At 61.6% G+C, this 17,412-nt stretch carries 14 protein-coding genes; 7 read left to right on the top strand and 7 right to left on the bottom strand.

The features are described 5' to 3' along the window. Positions 1 to 87 precede the first annotated feature (87 nt). The 6 genes from ASD83_RS10465 to ASD83_RS10440 form a co-directional block, all read right to left on the bottom strand. On the bottom strand, positions 88 to 711 hold the full coding sequence (locus ASD83_RS10465) for a ribbon-helix-helix domain-containing protein (RefSeq protein ID WP_056310626.1): 624 nt from the start codon (positions 709 to 711) through the stop codon (positions 88 to 90). After that, on the bottom strand, positions 701 to 2,023 hold the full coding sequence (locus tag ASD83_RS10460; protein ID WP_056310624.1) for an HlyD family type I secretion periplasmic adaptor subunit: 1,323 nt from the start codon (positions 2,021 to 2,023) through the stop codon (positions 701 to 703). Before ASD83_RS10460 ends, ASD83_RS10465 begins: the two co-directional genes overlap by 11 nt. A 2-nt stretch (positions 2,024 to 2,025) precedes the next feature. Further along, complete coding sequence (locus ASD83_RS10455) at positions 2,026 to 4,170, bottom strand: type I secretion system permease/ATPase (RefSeq protein ID WP_082561107.1); 2,145 nt, start codon at positions 4,168 to 4,170, stop codon at positions 2,026 to 2,028. A 107-nt stretch (positions 4,171 to 4,277) separates the two neighbouring features. Further along, positions 4,278 to 5,681, bottom strand: a complete 1,404-nt coding sequence (locus ASD83_RS10450; RefSeq protein ID WP_056310620.1) for a TolC family protein — start codon at positions 5,679 to 5,681, stop codon at positions 4,278 to 4,280. 28 nt (positions 5,682 to 5,709) lie between these two features. Continuing rightward, the gene (locus tag ASD83_RS10445) at positions 5,710 to 6,072 is read right to left on the bottom strand and encodes a hypothetical protein (RefSeq protein WP_056310618.1); all 363 of its coding nucleotides are present in this window, start codon (positions 6,070 to 6,072) and stop codon (positions 5,710 to 5,712) included. Between the two features lie 355 nt (positions 6,073 to 6,427). Further along, positions 6,428 to 6,910, bottom strand: a complete 483-nt coding sequence (locus ASD83_RS10440; RefSeq protein ID WP_082561106.1) for an NUDIX hydrolase — start codon at positions 6,908 to 6,910, stop codon at positions 6,428 to 6,430. Positions 6,911 to 7,083: 173 nt separating this feature from the next. On the opposite strand from ASD83_RS10440, the gene ASD83_RS10435 reads away from it, so the two are divergent. The 7 genes from ASD83_RS10435 to ASD83_RS10405 all read left to right on the top strand — a co-directional run bounded on the left by ASD83_RS10435 (position 7,084) and on the right by ASD83_RS10405 (position 16,302). Beyond that, complete coding sequence (locus ASD83_RS10435; RefSeq protein ID WP_056310616.1) at positions 7,084 to 8,037, top strand: sugar-binding transcriptional regulator; 954 nt, start codon at positions 7,084 to 7,086, stop codon at positions 8,035 to 8,037. A 314-nt stretch (positions 8,038 to 8,351) separates the two neighbouring features. After that, positions 8,352 to 9,662: an ABC transporter substrate-binding protein gene (locus tag ASD83_RS10430; protein WP_056310614.1), complete on the top strand. Its 1,311-nt coding sequence runs from the start codon at positions 8,352 to 8,354 to the stop codon at positions 9,660 to 9,662. Between the two features lie 195 nt (positions 9,663 to 9,857). Continuing rightward, a complete protein-coding gene (locus tag ASD83_RS10425; RefSeq protein WP_056310612.1) occupies positions 9,858 to 10,730 on the top strand; it encodes a carbohydrate ABC transporter permease in 873 nt (290 codons plus the stop codon). A gap of 186 nt (positions 10,731 to 10,916) precedes the next feature. Continuing rightward, on the top strand, positions 10,917 to 11,747 hold the full coding sequence (locus ASD83_RS10420) for a carbohydrate ABC transporter permease (RefSeq protein ID WP_056310610.1): 831 nt from the start codon (positions 10,917 to 10,919) through the stop codon (positions 11,745 to 11,747). Positions 11,748 to 12,029: 282 nt separating this feature from the next. Continuing rightward, positions 12,030 to 13,028, top strand: coding sequence for an ABC transporter ATP-binding protein (locus ASD83_RS10415; protein WP_056310608.1), 999 nt, complete (start codon positions 12,030 to 12,032; stop codon positions 13,026 to 13,028). Between the two features lie 155 nt (positions 13,029 to 13,183). Continuing rightward, positions 13,184 to 14,659, top strand: a complete 1,476-nt coding sequence (locus ASD83_RS10410) for a mannitol dehydrogenase family protein (RefSeq protein WP_056312296.1) — start codon at positions 13,184 to 13,186, stop codon at positions 14,657 to 14,659. A gap of 56 nt (positions 14,660 to 14,715) precedes the next feature. Next, positions 14,716 to 16,302, top strand: a complete 1,587-nt coding sequence (locus ASD83_RS10405) for an FGGY-family carbohydrate kinase (RefSeq protein WP_056310606.1) — start codon at positions 14,716 to 14,718, stop codon at positions 16,300 to 16,302. Here the strand turns inward: ASD83_RS10405 and ASD83_RS10400 are convergent. Next, positions 16,299 to 17,306 (bottom strand): LacI family DNA-binding transcriptional regulator, encoded by a 1,008-nt coding sequence (locus ASD83_RS10400; protein ID WP_056310604.1) that lies wholly within the window; start codon positions 17,304 to 17,306, stop codon positions 16,299 to 16,301. The genes ASD83_RS10405 and ASD83_RS10400 overlap by 4 nt on opposite strands. Positions 17,307 to 17,412: the final 106 nt, after the last annotated feature.

Below are 17,412 nucleotides of genomic sequence, written 5' to 3'. Positions count from 1 at the left end.
ACATATCCCGATATGCTAGAATACAAGTTATTTACTTAACCTTAACTTCACAGGCATACCCAGATATGCCATTTTGCTTGAAGCGGTTCAGTGGCTGATGAAGCCCACCAGAATGGGGTGGGAAAGAGCCGGCGGAATGACGATGCGGGCCTGCGTGCGATGCTCGTGATTGTCGAGCCGGATCGAAATTCCGCATTCGACCGCGGTGCCCGGGGCAATCTCGGCAAAAAGGGTTTCCGCCGCCTGATCGAGCTTTAATTGCGCCTTTTCGACCGGCCCGGTCTTGGAGAGGGCGTTGCGCAGATAGCGCACGAATTCCTCGTTGACCCGCACCAGGGTTTTCGCGCGGTTGAGCGCGAAGGAGGGCAGGGGCGCCAATTGCATCAACTTGACCAGCGCCAGCGGCGCGGTCAGCGGCGCCAGCGCCGCGTCGCGGTCGAGCAGGCGCTTGACCACCGCACTGCGAATGGTGCTCGACAGGTTCGCGCCCACGCCACGGTCGAGCACGACAAGCTCGCGGACGAGATCGGTCGTCTTGCGGCCTTCGTGTTGCGCGAGGCGCGCGAGGCCATCCCAGAACGCTGCTTCCAGCCTCAAGGCGTGCCGGCCGGATGGCGTGTTGATGGTGCGGAACACGGGGACTGCCCAGTCCGCCGCGCCTTCGGCGCCAGCTTCCGGTTGGCCCTCCTGTCCCTCGAGGCTATCGCTCAATCAATGCCTCCTGCCGCACCTTGTTGATGGGCTTCAGCAAATATTGGAGGATCGAATGGTGGCCGGTGATAATATCGATCGTGCTCACCATGCCGGGCAGAACCTGAAGTTCCTGCCCCCTATAGTCGAGCGAGGTTTTGTCGGCGCGCACCGTGACGAGATAATAGGTTTCGCGCGTGTTCTGATCGACGATGCTGTCGGCGCCGACATTGTCGACTATGCCCTCGATGCCGCCATAAATGGAGAAATCATAGGCGCTGAACTTGATGCGGGCCAATTGGCCCGGAATGACGAAGGCGACATCCGCCGGCTTCAGCCTTGCTTCGACGAGCAGGAAATCGGACTTGGGCACGATGTCCATCAGTCTTGCGCCGGCCTGCACCACGGCGCCGATCGTCGACACGTCGATGCTGTTGACGATGCCATCGACGGGCGAGCGAATTTCGGTGCGGCTTACCCGATCGGTCGCGCCGCGCAATTGCTGTTCGGCGCTTGCCAGTTCGGCGCGGCGTTGCGTCAGTTCGGACAGGGCCTCCTGGCGGAACTGACGGTCGGCCTGTTGCACCTGCAATTGCGCTTCGCGGAGGGCGGCGTTGAGGCGCCCGGCGCTTTCGGCCGATGCCGCGATCTGGCCGGTGATATCAGCAACTTCAGCCTGCAAGGTCAGGAGATCGGTCTGGGCCGCGAGGCCTCTCTGCGCCATCGGAGCAATCAGGTCGAGGCGCTGCTGAGAGATATCGAGGCTGTTCTGCAGCCGGGTCTTGTTGGCGGCAAGCTCGTTGATTTCGCGCTGGCGCTGTTCGACGCGCTGGGCCAGCACATCGGTGGTGCTGGTCAGGTTTTCGAGGCGGGATTTCAGGAGCTCGATCTCGGCATCACAAACCTCCGGCGCCTGCAAAGCCACCAGGTTCGGGCAGCGATAGGCTTCGATGGGCAAGCTTTGGCTCTCGACGCGCAGCCGTTCGGTCTGCGCCTGCAGTGCCAGCACACGCGCCTCGACTTCCCCGGCGCTCGAAGCGGTGTTGGTATCATCGAGCCGGATCAGCAATTGCCCGGCAGAAACCTGCTCGCCCGAGCGTACGAGAATATCGCTGACCACACCGGGCTCGGCGCTCTGGATGATCTGGGTCTTGCCCGAGGGAATGACTTTGCCTTCCGCCCGGCTGATCTGGTCGACTTCGGCCCAGTTGGCCCAGACGAGGAAGGCCGAGAGCGTGGCGACGACGATGACGATGACATAGGTCCAGGAGCGCGGCGGCTTTTCGGTCGGCAGGTAATAGTCCCGCGTCTTCTGGTTTCCAGGGCCCGGCATATTCACGCCCCTTCTCCCCGGCTGCGCAGCTGGGTCAGGACCTCATCCTTGGGACCATCGGCGATCAGGCGGCCATTGTCGATGACGAGAAGCCGCGACACCAGCGAGAGGAGGCTATAGCGGTGCGTCGCGATCAGCACCGTCTGGTCGGGCGTCATGCTGGTTTCGAGATGCTTGATCAACTGCCGCTCGGTGGCAAGATCCATGGAACTGGATGGCTCATCGAGGAAGAGGATTTTGGGCTCGACGAGCATGGCGCGCGCCAGGGCGATCGCCTGCCGCTGGCCGCCCGAGAGCAACATGCCGCGCTCGCCCACCGGCATGTCATAGCCCTGGGGGTGACGGGAGACGAAGTCTTCGACCCCGGCACGCCGCGCGGCGGTGAGGAGGCGCTCCTCGGTGGCGCCGGGATCGCTCATCAGAATATTGTCGCGCACCGTGCCGTTGAACAGTTCGGGGTCCTGGACCACGAAGCCCACGGCGCGGCGCAGATCGTCGGGATGATATTGGTCGATATCGATGCCGTCGATCGATACCTCGCCTTCGCTGGCGCGATGGAAATTGACCAGCAGCCGGCCGATCGTGGTTTTACCCGAGCCGATACGGCCGATAATGCCCACCTTCTCGCCGGGCTTGACTGAAAAAGAGATGCCATCGAGCACGAAAACCTTGGTGCCCGGATAGGCGAAGCGAATTTTGTTGAACGACATCCGCCCGGTCTGCACGACGCGCTGGGTCTGGTTCTGCCGGTTCGGCCGCTCGTCGGGCAGCTTCATGATAGAGTCGACGGTCTGGTAGGCCTCCATGGCCGTGCGGGCGCGCAGCAGCGTCGCCGCGATCAGCCCGATCGGCGCGATCAGCCGGTTCGACAGCATCATGGCGGCGATAATGGCGCCGGTGGTCACGTCGCCAGTCGTGAAGGCATAGGAGCCGCCGACAATGATGCCGACAAGGGAAAGCTGGGATAGCGCGGCGGTCGAATTGGTGGCGACCGATTGCAGCATGCGCAACTGATCCTGCGTGTGCGACGAAGCGAGCACCGCCGCTTCCCAGCGGCGCAGCAATTGCCCTTCGGCGCGCGAGGCTTTTACGGTTTGGGCGCTGGTGAGCGCCTCCACGAGAACGGCATTGCGCGCAGAGGATTCGGCGAGGGCCGACTTGACGGCCCGGCCTGACAACATGCCGACAACCAGCGTCATGCCCAGGGCAATGACCCCGGCAATGAGCGGAAAGACCACCAGCCAGCCGACCAGCAGCGCAATGATATAGGCAAAAATGCCCAGGAACAGGGCATCGACGAACATGACCAGCGTGCTGGCGGCGACGAATTCGCGCAGCACTTCATATTGGCCGATACGGCTGACAAAGGCGCCGGTCGAGGCCGGCCGGTTCGCCATCGGGGTGTTGAGCACCCGGTCGAACAGGGCCGAGGACAGGCGGAAGTCGATGGAGCGTCCGACAAACTCGATCACGCCGGCACGCGCCAGTTTCAGCAACAGATCGAAAATCGAGACCAGCGCCACCCCGATGGCCAGCACCCACATGGTGGTCTGGGCCGAATTCGGCAGCACCCGGTCGTAGACATTCATGGTGAAAAGCGGGAAGGCCAGCGCGAAGACATTGATGAAGGCCGCGGCCAATAGAACATACCAGATGCTCAGCGTGTGGCCGCGGATCACCGACCAGAACCAGTGGCCGCTGCGCGCAAAGCGATGGCCGGAATAGTCCTGCACATTCTCGAAATTGGGAAAAGCGCAGAGAAAGCTCGCAACGCGCCGGGCGCCGAGCGTTCTTGCATCGATATTTTGCTCAACGCCAACCAGCGGGTCATAGACCCGATACATGCGCCAGCCGACCTTGCGCAGGATCACCAGCGGTGGCCGGTCGCCCGGGAGCATAATGGCAGGAAAATCATAGTCCTTTAAACGGGACAGCGCCTCGTTGACCGGCCGGACCGTCACGCCGATGCGGGCAAATGCCGCCTCGATCAGGCTGACATCCATCAGCCCATCCCTGAGCGGCAGGCCCGCGGTCAATGTCGACGGCGAGTCCGCTTTGCGCCAGGCGCGGGCGAGAAAGCGAACGCAATCGAGAACGGGATCCTGGCTCCCATTCCCTGGTGTGTCGGTAGGGGAAACGGCGGACATGACTAGTCTGCCATTCTCAAGTTAAGCATGGTGCACTTCCGGACAGGCCCACGACAGTCCAGCATTTTAGCATGGACCTGTCCAAAAGGCGTAAATATGGCGCCGAACTAGTTTCCGAGTGTCGGAATAGTTAACGGCGACAGTGTGCGTGGCTCTGAATCTTCCCACGACTTGGCATTAATTGCGGCACGCGAGTCGGCCACGGCAGTGCTGTGGGCCTGAACACCCATGAAACCGAGCAGGGTACCGCTCGCCGCCAGCACGCGATATTCGGCGAACATGACGCTGAAGCGGGCCGTTTCGCGCAGGATCTGCACGTTGACGCGGGTATTCTGCGCATCGAGCACGTCGAGCAGCGAGCGCTCACCGATCTTGAACTGGTCCCGATAGGAGGTCACGAGTTCAGCCGAGGAGTTAAGCTGCTGGTCGTAGACCGAAGCGAGTTCGCCCTGGCTTTGGAGGCGCAGCCAGGATTCACGGATCGCCTGCTCGACTTCGCGGACCGTCTGGTCATAGGCGAGCTTGGCTTCGCTTTCGCGGCGCGTTTCTTCCTGAACCGCGGCGGCCTTGATGCCACCGTCATAGATATTCCAGCGCATGGAAAGTTTCAGGCTCGCGTCGGAGGTGAAATCACTGGTCCCCGAAATATCGTAGCCGGTATTGGCCCGGCCCTCGAGCAGCAGCTTGGGGCGGAGGCCTGCTTCGGCCTGATCGACGAGCGCTGAGGCGGCGTCGATGTCCGCGGCAGCGGTCAAGGTGCGCGGATTGTTCAGGATCGCCTTGGCGATCAGCACTTCAAGCGAAGATGGAATGGAGCCGGAAGCGCGCGGCGGTGTGCTCACGGCGCCGGGCATCAGGCCAACATAGCTTCTGAATTCGATCTGGGCCGCGGCAAGCTCAACGCCGGCCTCGGTTAGGCGCGCCCGTGCGGCGGCCATACGCTCGATCGACTGGAAACGGTCGGCCTCGGTCAATTGGCCGCTGTCGATGGCCGCCGCCACGTCGCTCACGATACCCTCGTGGAACGTTACGTTCTGGCGGCTGAGGTCGACAATCTGCTGCTGCAGGATAAGCTGATAATAGACGCGGACGATCTGCAGGGCGATAAATTCGCTGCGCTCGAGTACGCGATAGGATGCGCTATCGACCCGGGCCGACTGGCGCAGCACTTCGGCGTCGCGGAAGCCGCCGTCGTAAAGGTCAAACGAGGCGACGACGCCGATCTGGGTGGGGAACAACGCATCGTCGTTGATGCCTGCCGCGCGGCGCGACGGCGTGTTCAACATCTGGACGCCGGTCGAAGCTTCGAGATCGACGCGCGGCGCGTAGAGACCGAGGGCCTGCTTCAGTTCAAAACCGGTCGCATCGTGGTTTTGAATGGCCTGGCCGATTTGCGGGTTGCTCTCAAGACCGACCTGCACGGCATCGCGCAGGCTCATGGCACTGGCGGCGATAGGGGCAAAGAGCGCAACGCCCGAAAGTAGCAGCGCCTTAAGCAGAGAATTCTTCATCGAATGTTACTTTCTGCAAGCCGCGGGTTTACTTGAGCGAAACATAACGCTGATGGAAACAATCGCATTTCTGGATCGATTCCTCGTCGATATTGCCGCCCTTGAGGTAACCTATGGCTGCTGTGCACGCCCAGCGCGTTTCCATGGCCCAGGTGAAAGCCTGCTGGCGGGACCCCTGCACACGCGGATCGTTCATACCGGCCTCGGCGTCCTGGAAATTATCCCAGAGCGTCTGCTTGATGATCTCTTGCGGCTGCGAAGGCAGTGTCGATTGCATGTAGCTGGTGCAACTCGCGCTGCGATAGATGTTCAAATCCGCGGCTCCGGCGCTCCCCGCCAGAACAAGACCGCCGACGATCAACACGGACCGCAACAACGATTTTACCATCATGTTCGTTATGTCCCCCAACTCAGTAAGTTTTACTTGGGAGCAGGGACATGCGCAAGTTCTCCCGCGCGGTCATCACTTTATTAACCAAGGCGAGATGCGCAACCGACACACTTTGTGGGCGGGGCATATGTCCCTGTCAGGCATAAAGAAATGCGCTGACGCGGGCTATCTATCAGTAATTTCATGGCTTTTTGTCATTCGCGGCGAGTACTTCGGTGGTTTGGCGCCTTGCGGGCCAAAATGGGCCTTTGCACGCAATGAGAAGTATTGTGCGTACTTTGCGCCAAGGATTGCTTGGCCCTTGCCGGGCTAATCAATAAGAATCGACATGGAAGATCGGATCGCCAGAACGGCGTTAAAGCGCGAAGGCTTGCGCGTGACTGGCATGCGGCAGCGTCACGCGGCCTGAAGCCAGATGGGCGAGAAAACGCGCCAGGTCCGGTTCGTGGGCCGCCTCCGCCGCTTCGCGCGGCGACATCCAGCGGCGCTGGCGCTGCCCCTTTTCTTTCCAGCCTTTTTTCTCGCGCGTGACCGTCAGGGGAAAGATGATGGCCTGGCCCGGCGTGCTCGAACCATCGCTGAAGAACTTGGAATAGCGGTACGAGCCCACGGCCTGGGTGTCGACAATGCCCTCAACGCCCGCCTCTTCGAGGGCCTCCTGACGAGCCGATTCCGCCTCGCTCAGGCCCTTTATCGGCCAGCCCTTGGGCAGCATCCATTTGCCATTGCTGCGCGAGGTGATGAGCAGGACGGAAATCGCACCATCGGCCTCGCGCCGCCAGGGCAGGGCGGCGACCTGCTGGCAAAACGCTGGGATTGCGGGTGCGGTATTCGCCATGAGGGCTCCCGAAAAGGCATCGACTCATGCCTCCAATCAGAGTGCGCCGCATTGCAGGGAAAGGCAATGCACACGCGTTCATTCAGGTTTTTGCTTAAGAGTGACGGCGATCCCCCGCACTTGCCCTTTCCCGCCAATCGCGCTTAATCGCGCGACGGACAAGGTGACCACCAATGGCTGCGCGACAAGAGAACACTGCGACCCGGCTTGACGACGCCGCCCGCGCCGGCTGGCTCTATTATGTCGCGGGCAATACGCAGGAAGAGATCGCCGCCAAGATGGGCATTTCGCGCCAGTCGGCGCAGCGCCTCGTCTCACTCTCGGTCAGCGAGGGCCTGATAAAAGTCCGCCTCGACCACCCCATCGGCCGCTGCATGGATTTTGCCGCGCGCCTCAAATCCCGCTTCGCGCTCGATCTCGTCGAGGTCGTGCCGTCAGACCCCGCCAGCGACTCCACCACCATTGGCGTTGCCGAAGCTGGCGCCGCCGAAATCGAGCGCTGGCTGGTCCGCCCCGAGCCGATCACCATGGCCATCGGCACGGGCCGCACGCTGAAAGCCGCCATCGAGCAGATCCAGCCCATGGAATGCCCGCAACACAAGGTCGTGTCGCTCACCGGCAATATCGCCCCCGATGGCTCAGCCGCCTTTTACAACGTCATTTTCAATGTCGCCGACACCGTAAAAGCCCGCAGCTTTCCCATGCCCCTGCCTGTTATCGCCTCCTCGGCCGCCGAGCGCGAAATGCTGCATCGCCAACCGATGATCAAGGCGACCCTGTCTCTCGCCGCCGAGGCTAATGTCACCTTTGTCGGCATTGGTGACCTCGGCCCCAAGGCCCCGCTATTGCTCGACAATTTCATCTCCGAACCCGACCACAAAATGCTGCAGAAAGCTGGCGCCGTGGGCGAAATCTGCGGCTGGTGCTTTGATGCCGAAGGCCGTCTCATCGAAGGCCTGATCAACGACCGCGTCGCCTCGGCACCCATTCCCTCGCGCGAATCAAGCCTCGTCGTCGGCCTCGCCATGGGCCGCAACAAAGCCCCCGCCATCCGCGCCGCGCTCAATCGCCGGCTGGTCAACGGCGTCATCACCGACGAGCGCACGGCTGAACTGCTGCTAGCTTAGGTTTTCAGAATACCCCCCCTCGCCTCTCCCCAAAAAAGGGGGAGGAACGCATCGCGTTTGCTCCAATTCCCGTGAGCCACCAGCAGATCCCTCCCCCTACCAGGGGGAGGCTAGGTGGGGGTGCGATTTCACAGCAATCGCTCAGCCGCCCTGCCTTTTGCCCGACCCTTCTCCTGACCTCCATCCCAAAATTCCCACAGCCTGACGCCCGCACTTCCCCCGCCGGTGCTTCACTCCTCTTGACATATTTGCCCAGCCGGTGAACATTTGCTCACGACAGGAGCAAAAACTCGCTTCGTCTTGGGAGGACTTCAATGAAACTGACACCCCTTTTCGTGGGCGCGATGACGCTTGCCCTCGTCGGCTCGGCTTCGGCCCAGACGCTGACCATTGCCACCGTGAACAATGGCGACATGATCCGCATGCAGGGCCTGTCTTCGGCCTTTACCGAAGAGACCGGCATCGCGCTCAATTGGGTCGTGCTGGAAGAAAACACCCTGCGCCAGAACGTCACCACCGACATCGCCACCAATGGCGGCCAATATGACATCATGACCATAGGCACCTATGAAGCGCCGATCTGGGCCAAGCAGAATTGGCTCAAACCCCTCGACGCCCTCTCCGCCGACGCCGAATACGACGTCGATGATCTGCTCCCCGCCATTCGCGGCGGCCTCTCGATGGACGGAAAACTCTATGCCGCCCCGTTCTATGGCGAGAGCTCCTTCATCATGTATCGCACCGATCTGATGGAAAAAGCCGGCCTCACCATGCCGGAAGCCCCAACTTGGGAATTCATCGGCGAAGCCGCCCGCGCCATGACCGATCGCGCCAATGACATCAACGGCATCTGCCTCCGCGGCAAGGCCGGCTGGGGCGAGAACATGGCTTTCCTCACGGCCATGTCCAACTCCTTCGGCGCCCGCTGGTTCGACGAAAACTGGAAGCCCCAGTTCGATACCGAGCAGTGGAAGAACACGCTCGATACCTATCTCTCGCTGATGGCCGATGCCGGCCCGGCCGGCGCCTCGTCCAATGGCTTCAACGAGAACCTGACCCTCTTCCAGCAGGGCAAGTGCGGCATGTGGATCGACGCCACCGTCGCGGCGTCCTTCGTGACCAACCCCACCGACTCGACCGTCGCCGACAAGGTCGGCTTTGCCCTGGCGCCAGACAATGGCCTTGGCAAGCGCGGCAACTGGCTCTGGGCCTGGTCCCTCGCCATCCCGGCGAGCTCGCAGAATGCCGAGGCCGCCGAAAAGTTCATCAACTGGGCGACCGACAAGGACTATCTCGCGCTGGTCGCCGAAAAGGACGGCTGGGCCAATGTGCCTCCGGGCACCCGCACCTCGCTCTATGAGAATGCGGACTACCAGGCCGCCGCGCCCTTCGCCAAGATGACGCTCGACTCCATCAATGCGGCCGACCCGACCCATCCCACGGTCGATCCGGTCCCCTATACCGGCGTGCAGTTCGTGGCCATTCCTGAATTTGCCGGTATCGCCACCAATGTCGGCCAGCTCTTCTCGGCAGCGCTCGCCGGCCAGATGTCCGCGGCCGACGCCCTGGTCCAGGCCCAGGACGCCACCACCCGCGACATGACCCGCGCCGGCTATATCAAGTAGACCTCCTGAGGACTGCCGCCCGACCGATTGGACCCCTCGATTGGCCGGGCGGATTTTCTCTCCACCCACCGCGTCATTCCCGCGAAAGCGGGAATCTCCGGACCGGGCATTGCCACTGAGGGATTCCCGCCTTCGCGGGAATGACGCCGCGACGCTTGCAACAGCTTGGTCGCACTGGGAGGAAGTCACAAAAGAATGGCCACCAAACAAACCCGCGCCCTGGCGCGCACCATGATGGCACCGGCCGTTATCGTGCTCTTCATCTGGATGATCGTGCCACTGGTCATGACCCTGTGGTTCTCCTTCCAGAATTACAGCCTCATCAATCCGATGATGACGGGCTTCGCCGGCTGGGCCAATTATGTCTATGTCATCGGCGATCCGAGCTTCACCCAGGCCCTGGTCAATACGCTGATCCTCGTGGGCGGTGTCCTCGTCATCACCATTGTCGGCGGCACCTTCCTCGCGCTCTTGCTCGATCAGCCGATCTGGGGGCAGGGGATTTTGCGCATCCTCGTCATTTCGCCCTTCTTCGTCATGCCGCCCGTCGCGGCGCTGATCTGGAAAAACGGCTTCATGCATCCCGGCTATGGCATGCTCGGGCATTTGTGGAAATTCTTCGGTCTGCAGCCGGTCGACTGGTTCAATCAATATCCGCTGTTTTCGGTCATCGTCATCGTCGCCTGGCAGTGGCTGCCCTTCGCGACGCTGATCCTCCTCACCGCCCTGCAATCGCTCTCGGAAGAACAGCGCGAAGCCGCCGAAATGGACGGCGCCAACGCCGCCAATCGCTTCCGCTACATCATCCTGCCGCACATGGCGCGGGCGATCACCATCGTCATCCTGATCCAGACGATCTTCCTTCTGGGCATTTTCGCCGAAATCCGCGTCACCACCGGCGGCGGCCCAGGCTATGCCTCGACCAATATCGCCTTCCTCGTCTTCCGCACTGGCATCCTCAGCAATGACATCGGCGCTGGCTCCGCGGGTGGTGTGGTGGCCGTCATCATCGCCAATATCGTCGCCATCTTCCTGATGCGCGCTGTGGGGAAGAATTTAGATGCGTAACCGCGGCAATCACCGAACCCTCTTCACCTCTCCCTCTGGGGGAGAGGTCGGCGCAACGCGCCGGGTGAGGGGGCCTTCGGCAAACTCAGTGGCTCTCCAAGGCCCCCTCACCCGACCCTGCCGGGTCGACCTCTCCCCCGAAGGGAGAGGTGAGGCTGCGCCTCTTACCGGTGAAAGGACCTGACCATGGCCCGCCGCGTCTCCGTTCAAACCAAAGTCGGCTTCACCGTCCTCGCCTGGGCGGTGGCCCTGCTGCTCTTCTCCCCGATCCTCTGGACGCTGCTCACAGCCTTCAAGACCGAGGCGGAAGCCATCGCTTCCCAACCGACCTTCTTCCCCCAAAACTTCACGCTCGAAAATTTCAGCGCCGTGCAGGATCGTTCCGACTATTTCAAGCACGCGATCAATTCGATCATCGTGTCCGTCGGCTCGACCCTCTTGGGCCTTATCATCGCCATCCCCGCCGCCTGGTCCATGGCCTTCGCTCCATCGAAGCGCACCAAGGACATCCTGATGTGGATGCTCTCCACCAAGATGATGCCCGCCGTCGGTGTCCTGATCCCGATCTACCTCATTTTCCGCGACCTAAGACTGCTCGACACGGTCCATGGTCTCACCCTGATCATGACCCTGATCAATCTGCCGATCATCGTCTGGATGCTCTACACCTATTTCAAGGAAATCCCGGTCGATATCCTCGAAGCCGCCCGCATGGATGGCGCCGAACTCTGGAACGAGATCACCCACGTCCTCGTGCCCATGGCCGTGCCCGGCATCGCCTCGACGCTGCTGCTCAACGTCATCCTCGCCTGGAACGAAGCCTTCTGGACCATCACCCTGACCTCGGGCCGCGCCGGCACGCTGACCGCCTTCATCTCCTCCTTCTCCTCGCCACAAGGCCTCTTCCTCGCAAAACTCTCCGCCGCCTCCCTCCTCGCCATCGCCCCGATCCTGCTCCTCGGCTGGTTCAGCCAGAAACAACTCGTGCGCGGCCTGACTTTTGGTGCGGTGAAATGATGCGGCTTTCTTTTTTCACCTCTTCCTCTGGGGGAGAGGTCGGCGCGCAGCTCACCGAATTCGCAAGTGCGAATTCGGTTGGGGTGAGGGGGCCTTCCGGCAACCTCGGCGCCCAACGTCAACCCCCACCCAACCTCCCCCTGATAGGGGGAGGGGCTCGCCGGTGGTTCTCCGCCGCCTCACCAAACTCGATAGATCCCTCCCCCTCCCAGGGGGAGGCTAGGTGGGGGTCCGCTTCGCGCCAAACCCCCTCAGCCGCCACACACTGAAAGGACCAAAACCATGGGTTCCATCACCCTCGAACACGTCAACAAGTCCTTCGGTGAAGTCGAAATCATCCCGGACATTTCGCTCGATATCCAGAACGGCGAATTTGTCGTCTTCGTCGGCCCCTCGGGCTGCGGCAAGTCCACCCTGTTGCGCTTGATCGCCGGCCTCGAAGACACCACTTCCGGCACGATAAAACTCGACGGCCAGGACGTCACCGACGCAGCCCCCGCCAAGCGCGGCCTCGCCATGGTCTTCCAGTCCTACGCGCTCTATCCTCACATGAGCGTCAGGGACAACATCGCCTTCCCGTTGAAGATGGCAAAGCTCCCGCAGGCCGAAATCGACAAAAAGGTCGACTACGCCGCGCGCACATTAAACCTCGGCTCCTATCTCGACCGTCGCCCGCGCGCCCTTTCCGGCGGCCAGCGTCAGCGCGTCGCCATTGGCCGTGCCATCGTCCGAGAGCCCAAGGCCTTTCTCTTCGACGAACCACTGTCCAATCTTGACGCAGCGCTGCGCGTCAACATGCGCCTCGAAATCACCGAACTGCACCAGCAGCTCAAAACCACGATGATCTACGTCACCCACGACCAGGTCGAAGCCATGACCATGGCCGACCGCATCGTGGTGCTGAACGCGGGCAATGTCGAACAGTTCGGCTCGCCGCTCGACCTCTACAAAAAGCCCGCCAACCGCTTCGTCGCCGGCTTCATCGGTTCCCCGAAAATGAATTTCGTGGATGGCCCGGAAGCGACCAAGCACAATGCTCATTCCATCGGCGTGCGCCCCGAACATTTCAAACTCTCGACCACCGAAGGGGCCTGGCGCGGTACCGTGAAGGTTGCCGAACAGCTCGGCTCCGACACGTTCCTCCATGTCGAAACCGATGGCCTGGGCCTCTTCACCGTCCGCACCGACGGCGACCAAACCTTTAAGCACGGCGATGTGGTCTGGCTGACCCCCGACCCCTCGCGCATCTACAAGTTCGACGCTGCTGGACTGGCGATCTAAATGACCGCCGTGCAAAGAGCCCTCATGGTGAGGTGCCCTGCGCAGCGGGGCCTCGAACCACGAGGGCGGCAGGCACCGAAACCTCCACTCAGCGACCTCGTAGTTCGAGGCTCGCTTCGCTCGCACCTCACTATGAGGTCTTTCGAGATATGGCCATGACCACCAAGCTCTCCGCCGCCACGTTGCCTACCATCGCATCAGCCGCGGTGCCAAAATACACCCGTGCCGATCTCACCCCCGGCATCGTCCATTTCGGCGTAGGCAATTTCCATCGCGCCCACCAGGCCGTCTATCTCGACGCGCTTTTCAATCTCGGCGAAGGCCGCGATTGGGCCCTGATCGGCGCCGGTGTCCGCGAAACCGACGAAGCCATGCGCCAAAAGCTCATGGGCCAGGATTGGCTCACCACTGTCGTCGAACAGGAAGCTGACTCAAGCTCCGCCCACGTCACCGGCGCCATGGTGGATTACCTCAAACCCGGCGACAGCGCTGCCGTCATCGCCCAACTGACAGACCCCGCCATCCGTATCGTCTCGCTGACCATCACCGAGGGTGGCTATTATATCGACCCCGCCAGCCAAAAGTTCGATCCGACTCATCCCGACATCGCCTATGACGCCGCCCATTTCGACGCGCCCAAAACCGCCTTCGGCCTGATCCTCGCCGGCCTCGTCAAACGCCGCGACGCCGGCTTAAAACCTTTCACCGTCATGAGCTGCGACAATATCCCGGGCAATGGCCATGTCACGGAAAACGCCGTCGCCGGCCTCGCCGCCCTGATCGATCCCGCACTCGCTGCCTGGGTCAAATCCTCCGTCGCCTTCCCCAATGGCATGGTCGATCGCATCACCCCTGCCACCTCCGAGCGCGAGAAAAACCTCCTCGCCGAAAATTTTGGCATCGACGACGCCTGGCCGGTCTTCTGCGAAAATTTCAAGCAATGGGTGCTCGAAGACAATTTCCCCGCCGGCCGCCCGGCGCTCGAAAAGGTCGGGGTGCAGTTCGTCCCCGATGTCGCGCCCTATGAGCACATGAAGATCCGCATCCTCAATGGCGGCCACGCCACCATCGCCTATCCGGCCGGGCTCATGGACATCCACTTTGTCCACGAAGCCATGGAGCATCCGCTCGTCGCCGCCTTCCTCAAAAAGGTCGAGACCGAAGAGATCATTCCGGTCGTGCCGCCGGTGCCCGATACCGATCTCAACGACTATCTCGCGCTCTGCGAAAAACGCTTCGCCAATCCCAAAATCGGCGACACAATTCGCCGTCTCGCGCTCGATGGCTCCAATCGACAACCGAAGTTTATCATTCCGACCGCTTTGGATAGGGTCAACGGTAACAGTCTGCTAACCGGATTGGCACTCGTGAGTGCCCTGTGGTGCCGCTATTGCTACGGCACGACCGATAGCGGCGCGGTGATCGAACCCAACGATCCCAACTGGGACCGCCTCACCGCCCAGGCCAAAAAAGCCAAGGGCAATCCGTCCGCCTGGCTCGAATTATCAGACATCTACGGCGACCTCGCCAAGGCCCCATCCTTCATCACTGCTTTCAGCAAGTCCTTGAATTCACTATGGTCTATCGGAACGAAGGCCACGCTCGAAGCCTATCTTGCGGACCGCCTCTAGCCCAGCTTGCTCCCTTCCGCTAAGGTCCCGCCGGGGACCCAAGAAGAGAGAGCGGCGTGTCGCAAAACCTCCTGGTGGGAGTGGACGTAGGAACCGGCAGCGCCCGGGCCGGTGTATTCACTCGTGACGGTAAACTATTGGGGCGACACGAAAATCCGATCCTCATGCGGCGCAGCGACGCCAACTTTGCCGAGCACGACAGCGAAGACATCTGGTCCGCCGTCTGCCGCGCCGTCCGCACCGCCATGGTCGAAGCGAAAGCTGACCCCGCCGACGTCGTCGGCATCGGTTTCGACGCCACCTGTTCCCTCGTCGTCCGCGACGCCGCGGGCGATCCGGTCACCGTCTCTAAAGACGGAGAAGATCGTTGGGATACAATAGTTTGGCTCGATCACCGTGCCCTCGACGAGGCCGATGAATGCACCCGCACCGGCCACGAAGTGCTCCATTATGCCGGCGGCGTCATGTCCCCGGAAATGGAAGTGCCAAAACTCATGTGGCTTAAGCGCAACCTGCCCAAAAGCTGGTCCCGCGCCGGCCATATGTTTGATCTTGCTGACTTTTTGTCCTGGAAAGCCACCGGCTCGCTCGCCCGTTCGCAATCGACCCTCACCTGCAAATGGACTTATCTCGGCCACCGTACCCCCGGCTGGCAACAAGACTTTCTGGAGCTGGCCGGTCTCGGCGATCTCATTGAAAAGGCTGCACTTCCTGACGTCGCAAGCCCAGTAGGCGCCGATCTCGGGCCCCTGACCGAAGCCGCGGCCACCGCGCTGGGCCTGACCCAAAATTGCCACGTCGGCGCCGGCCTCATCGACGCCCATGCCGGTGCGCTAGGCGTCCTCGGCGCCTTCGCGCCCGACGTGGAGACCATCGACCGCCATCTCGCGCTGATCGCCGGAACTTCCAGCTGTGTCATGGCTTTATCGGCCGAAGATCGTCCAACCACGGGCGTCTGGGGGCCATATTTCGGCGCGGTCCTGCCCGGCGTCTGGCTCAACGAGGGCGGGCAGTCGGCGACTGGGGCACTGCTCGATCACATCATCCGTTGGCACGGGGCAGGGGGCGAGCCGACGCGCGAGAGGCATCTGGCGATCTGTCGTAGGGTTATGGAATTGCGCGTGGTTGAGGGGCTTGAGCTTGCTAACCGCTTGCATATATTGCCGGATTTCCATGGCAACCGGTCGCCGCTGGGCGATCCGTTTGCGCTCGGTGTCATTTCCGGCCTGACGCTCGACAGTGATTTTGACTCGCTTTGCCGTCTCTATTGGCGGACTTGCGTTTCGATTGCGCTTGGTGTTCGGCATATTTTGGAGACGCTGAATACGCGCGGCTATGCCATCGATACGCTGCATATCACCGGCGGCCACACAAAAAATCCTTTGTTGATGGAGCTTTACGCCGATGCTACCGGCTGCACGGTGGTGGAGCCGTCGACGCCGGACGCGACCTTGCTAGGGATGGCGATGGTGGCGGCGAATGCGGCGGGGATTTATCCGAGCCTCGATCAGGCTTGTCTGGCCATGCAGCAGGGCGGGATGTCGCGGGCGCCTAATGCGGTAGCGCGGGGGCAATTTGATCGGGATTATCGGATTTTCCTGGAAATGCTGAAGCAGCGGCAGGCCATCGATGCGATGAACTAGAGCCGGCGGCAGGAGTTTCCAGGGACGAATTTCGGTGCAAGAACAAAGTCTTGCGGTGGTTCGCTGTTGGCGTTCGGGTCGGTGATGCGATGCAGCAGGCGGCGGGCGATGATGTTGCCGAGTTGCAGCGTGTCCTGCACCACCATGGTGATGCGGGGGGTGATGACGCTGCTCCATTGCACGTTGTCGATCATGGCCAGCGAGATGTCATCGGGGCACGAAAAGCCTAACTCTTGCATGGCTTGGAGTGCCGCTAATGCTACCGCATTGTTAGCACCGAGAATAGCCGTTGGGCGATCTGGTTGAATTAAGAGACGCATGGCGGCTTCGTAGCCGGCCGAGCGGGTGAACTGGCCGTCGACGACGTAGTTGGGGTTCACTTCGACCCCGGCGCTGGCCATGGTTTCGACGAAACCGCGATAGCGCTCGGAGGCGGTGTTCATGTGCTGCGGACCGGCGATGAAGGCGATGCGGCGATGGCCGAGCTGCAACAGGTGTTCGGTCAACATGGCGCCGGCGAGGAAATTGTCGGAGCCGACGAAGTCGCGCTCGATACCGGCGACCTTTTGGTCAAAGCAAACCATTGGCACTTTGATCGATTCCACGAACTTGACGTAGTCGGGGCCAAAGCTTGAGGGGGCGAGGGCGAGGCCGGCGATCTTGAGACCGATCAGGTGCTCGATGAGATCGCGTTCCCTGTCGGTCTTCCCGGAGGAGTCGGTGATCAGGACGAAGTGCTCGTGCTCGAGCGCGTAGTTTTCGAGCTCGCGGCGGATGTCACCAAAGAAGGGATTGCCGACATTGCCGACGACGAAGCCGATCATGCGGCTGCGGCCGCGGGCCAGGCTTTGGGCGAGTGGGTCAGCGACATAGCCGACCGCGGAGGCTGCTGCGCGGATTTTTTCAAGCGTGCGGGGGCTGACCCGGCCCGGGCTGCTGAAGGCCAAAGAGACTGTCGAAACAGACACTTCGGCGATTTTGGCGACATCTCTGATCGTTGCCATCGGCTTCTTTTCGAACCGTTTCTATGCCTCGCACACAGGGCTGAGGCACGCTCCTCATTAACATTTCTCTTGCGATACCTAGCATTTGCTGCGTTTCGCGCAACGA

The organism is Devosia sp. Root685 (assembly GCF_001427875.1).
Taxonomy (GTDB): domain Bacteria; phylum Pseudomonadota; class Alphaproteobacteria; order Rhizobiales; family Devosiaceae; genus Devosia.
This window is presented reverse-complemented; position numbering and strand designations above follow the sequence as displayed.

Excerpts from the sequence above, each read along its gene's own strand:
- ASD83_RS10460 (WP_056310624.1), bottom strand. The coding sequence starts at position 2,023 with ATGCCGGGCCCTGGAAACCAGAAGACGCGGGACTATTACCTGCCGACC.
- ASD83_RS10455 (WP_082561107.1), bottom strand. The coding sequence starts at position 4,170 with ATGTCCGCCGTTTCCCCTACCGACACACCAGGGAATGGGAGCCAGGAT.
- ASD83_RS10450 (WP_056310620.1), bottom strand. The coding sequence starts at position 5,681 with ATGAAGAATTCTCTGCTTAAGGCGCTGCTACTTTCGGGCGTTGCGCTC.
- ASD83_RS10445 (WP_056310618.1), bottom strand. The coding sequence starts at position 6,072 with ATGATGGTAAAATCGTTGTTGCGGTCCGTGTTGATCGTCGGCGGTCTT.
- ASD83_RS10440 (WP_082561106.1), bottom strand. The coding sequence starts at position 6,910 with ATGGCGAATACCGCACCCGCAATCCCAGCGTTTTGCCAGCAGGTCGCC.
- ASD83_RS10435 (WP_056310616.1), top strand. The coding sequence starts at position 7,084 with ATGGCTGCGCGACAAGAGAACACTGCGACCCGGCTTGACGACGCCGCC.
- ASD83_RS10430 (WP_056310614.1), top strand. The coding sequence starts at position 8,352 with ATGAAACTGACACCCCTTTTCGTGGGCGCGATGACGCTTGCCCTCGTC.
- ASD83_RS10425 (WP_056310612.1), top strand. The coding sequence starts at position 9,858 with ATGGCCACCAAACAAACCCGCGCCCTGGCGCGCACCATGATGGCACCG.
- ASD83_RS10420 (WP_056310610.1), top strand. The coding sequence starts at position 10,917 with ATGGCCCGCCGCGTCTCCGTTCAAACCAAAGTCGGCTTCACCGTCCTC.
- ASD83_RS10415 (WP_056310608.1), top strand. The coding sequence starts at position 12,030 with ATGGGTTCCATCACCCTCGAACACGTCAACAAGTCCTTCGGTGAAGTC.
- ASD83_RS10410 (WP_056312296.1), top strand. The coding sequence starts at position 13,184 with ATGACCACCAAGCTCTCCGCCGCCACGTTGCCTACCATCGCATCAGCC.
- ASD83_RS10400 (WP_056310604.1), bottom strand. The coding sequence starts at position 17,306 with ATGGCAACGATCAGAGATGTCGCCAAAATCGCCGAAGTGTCTGTTTCG.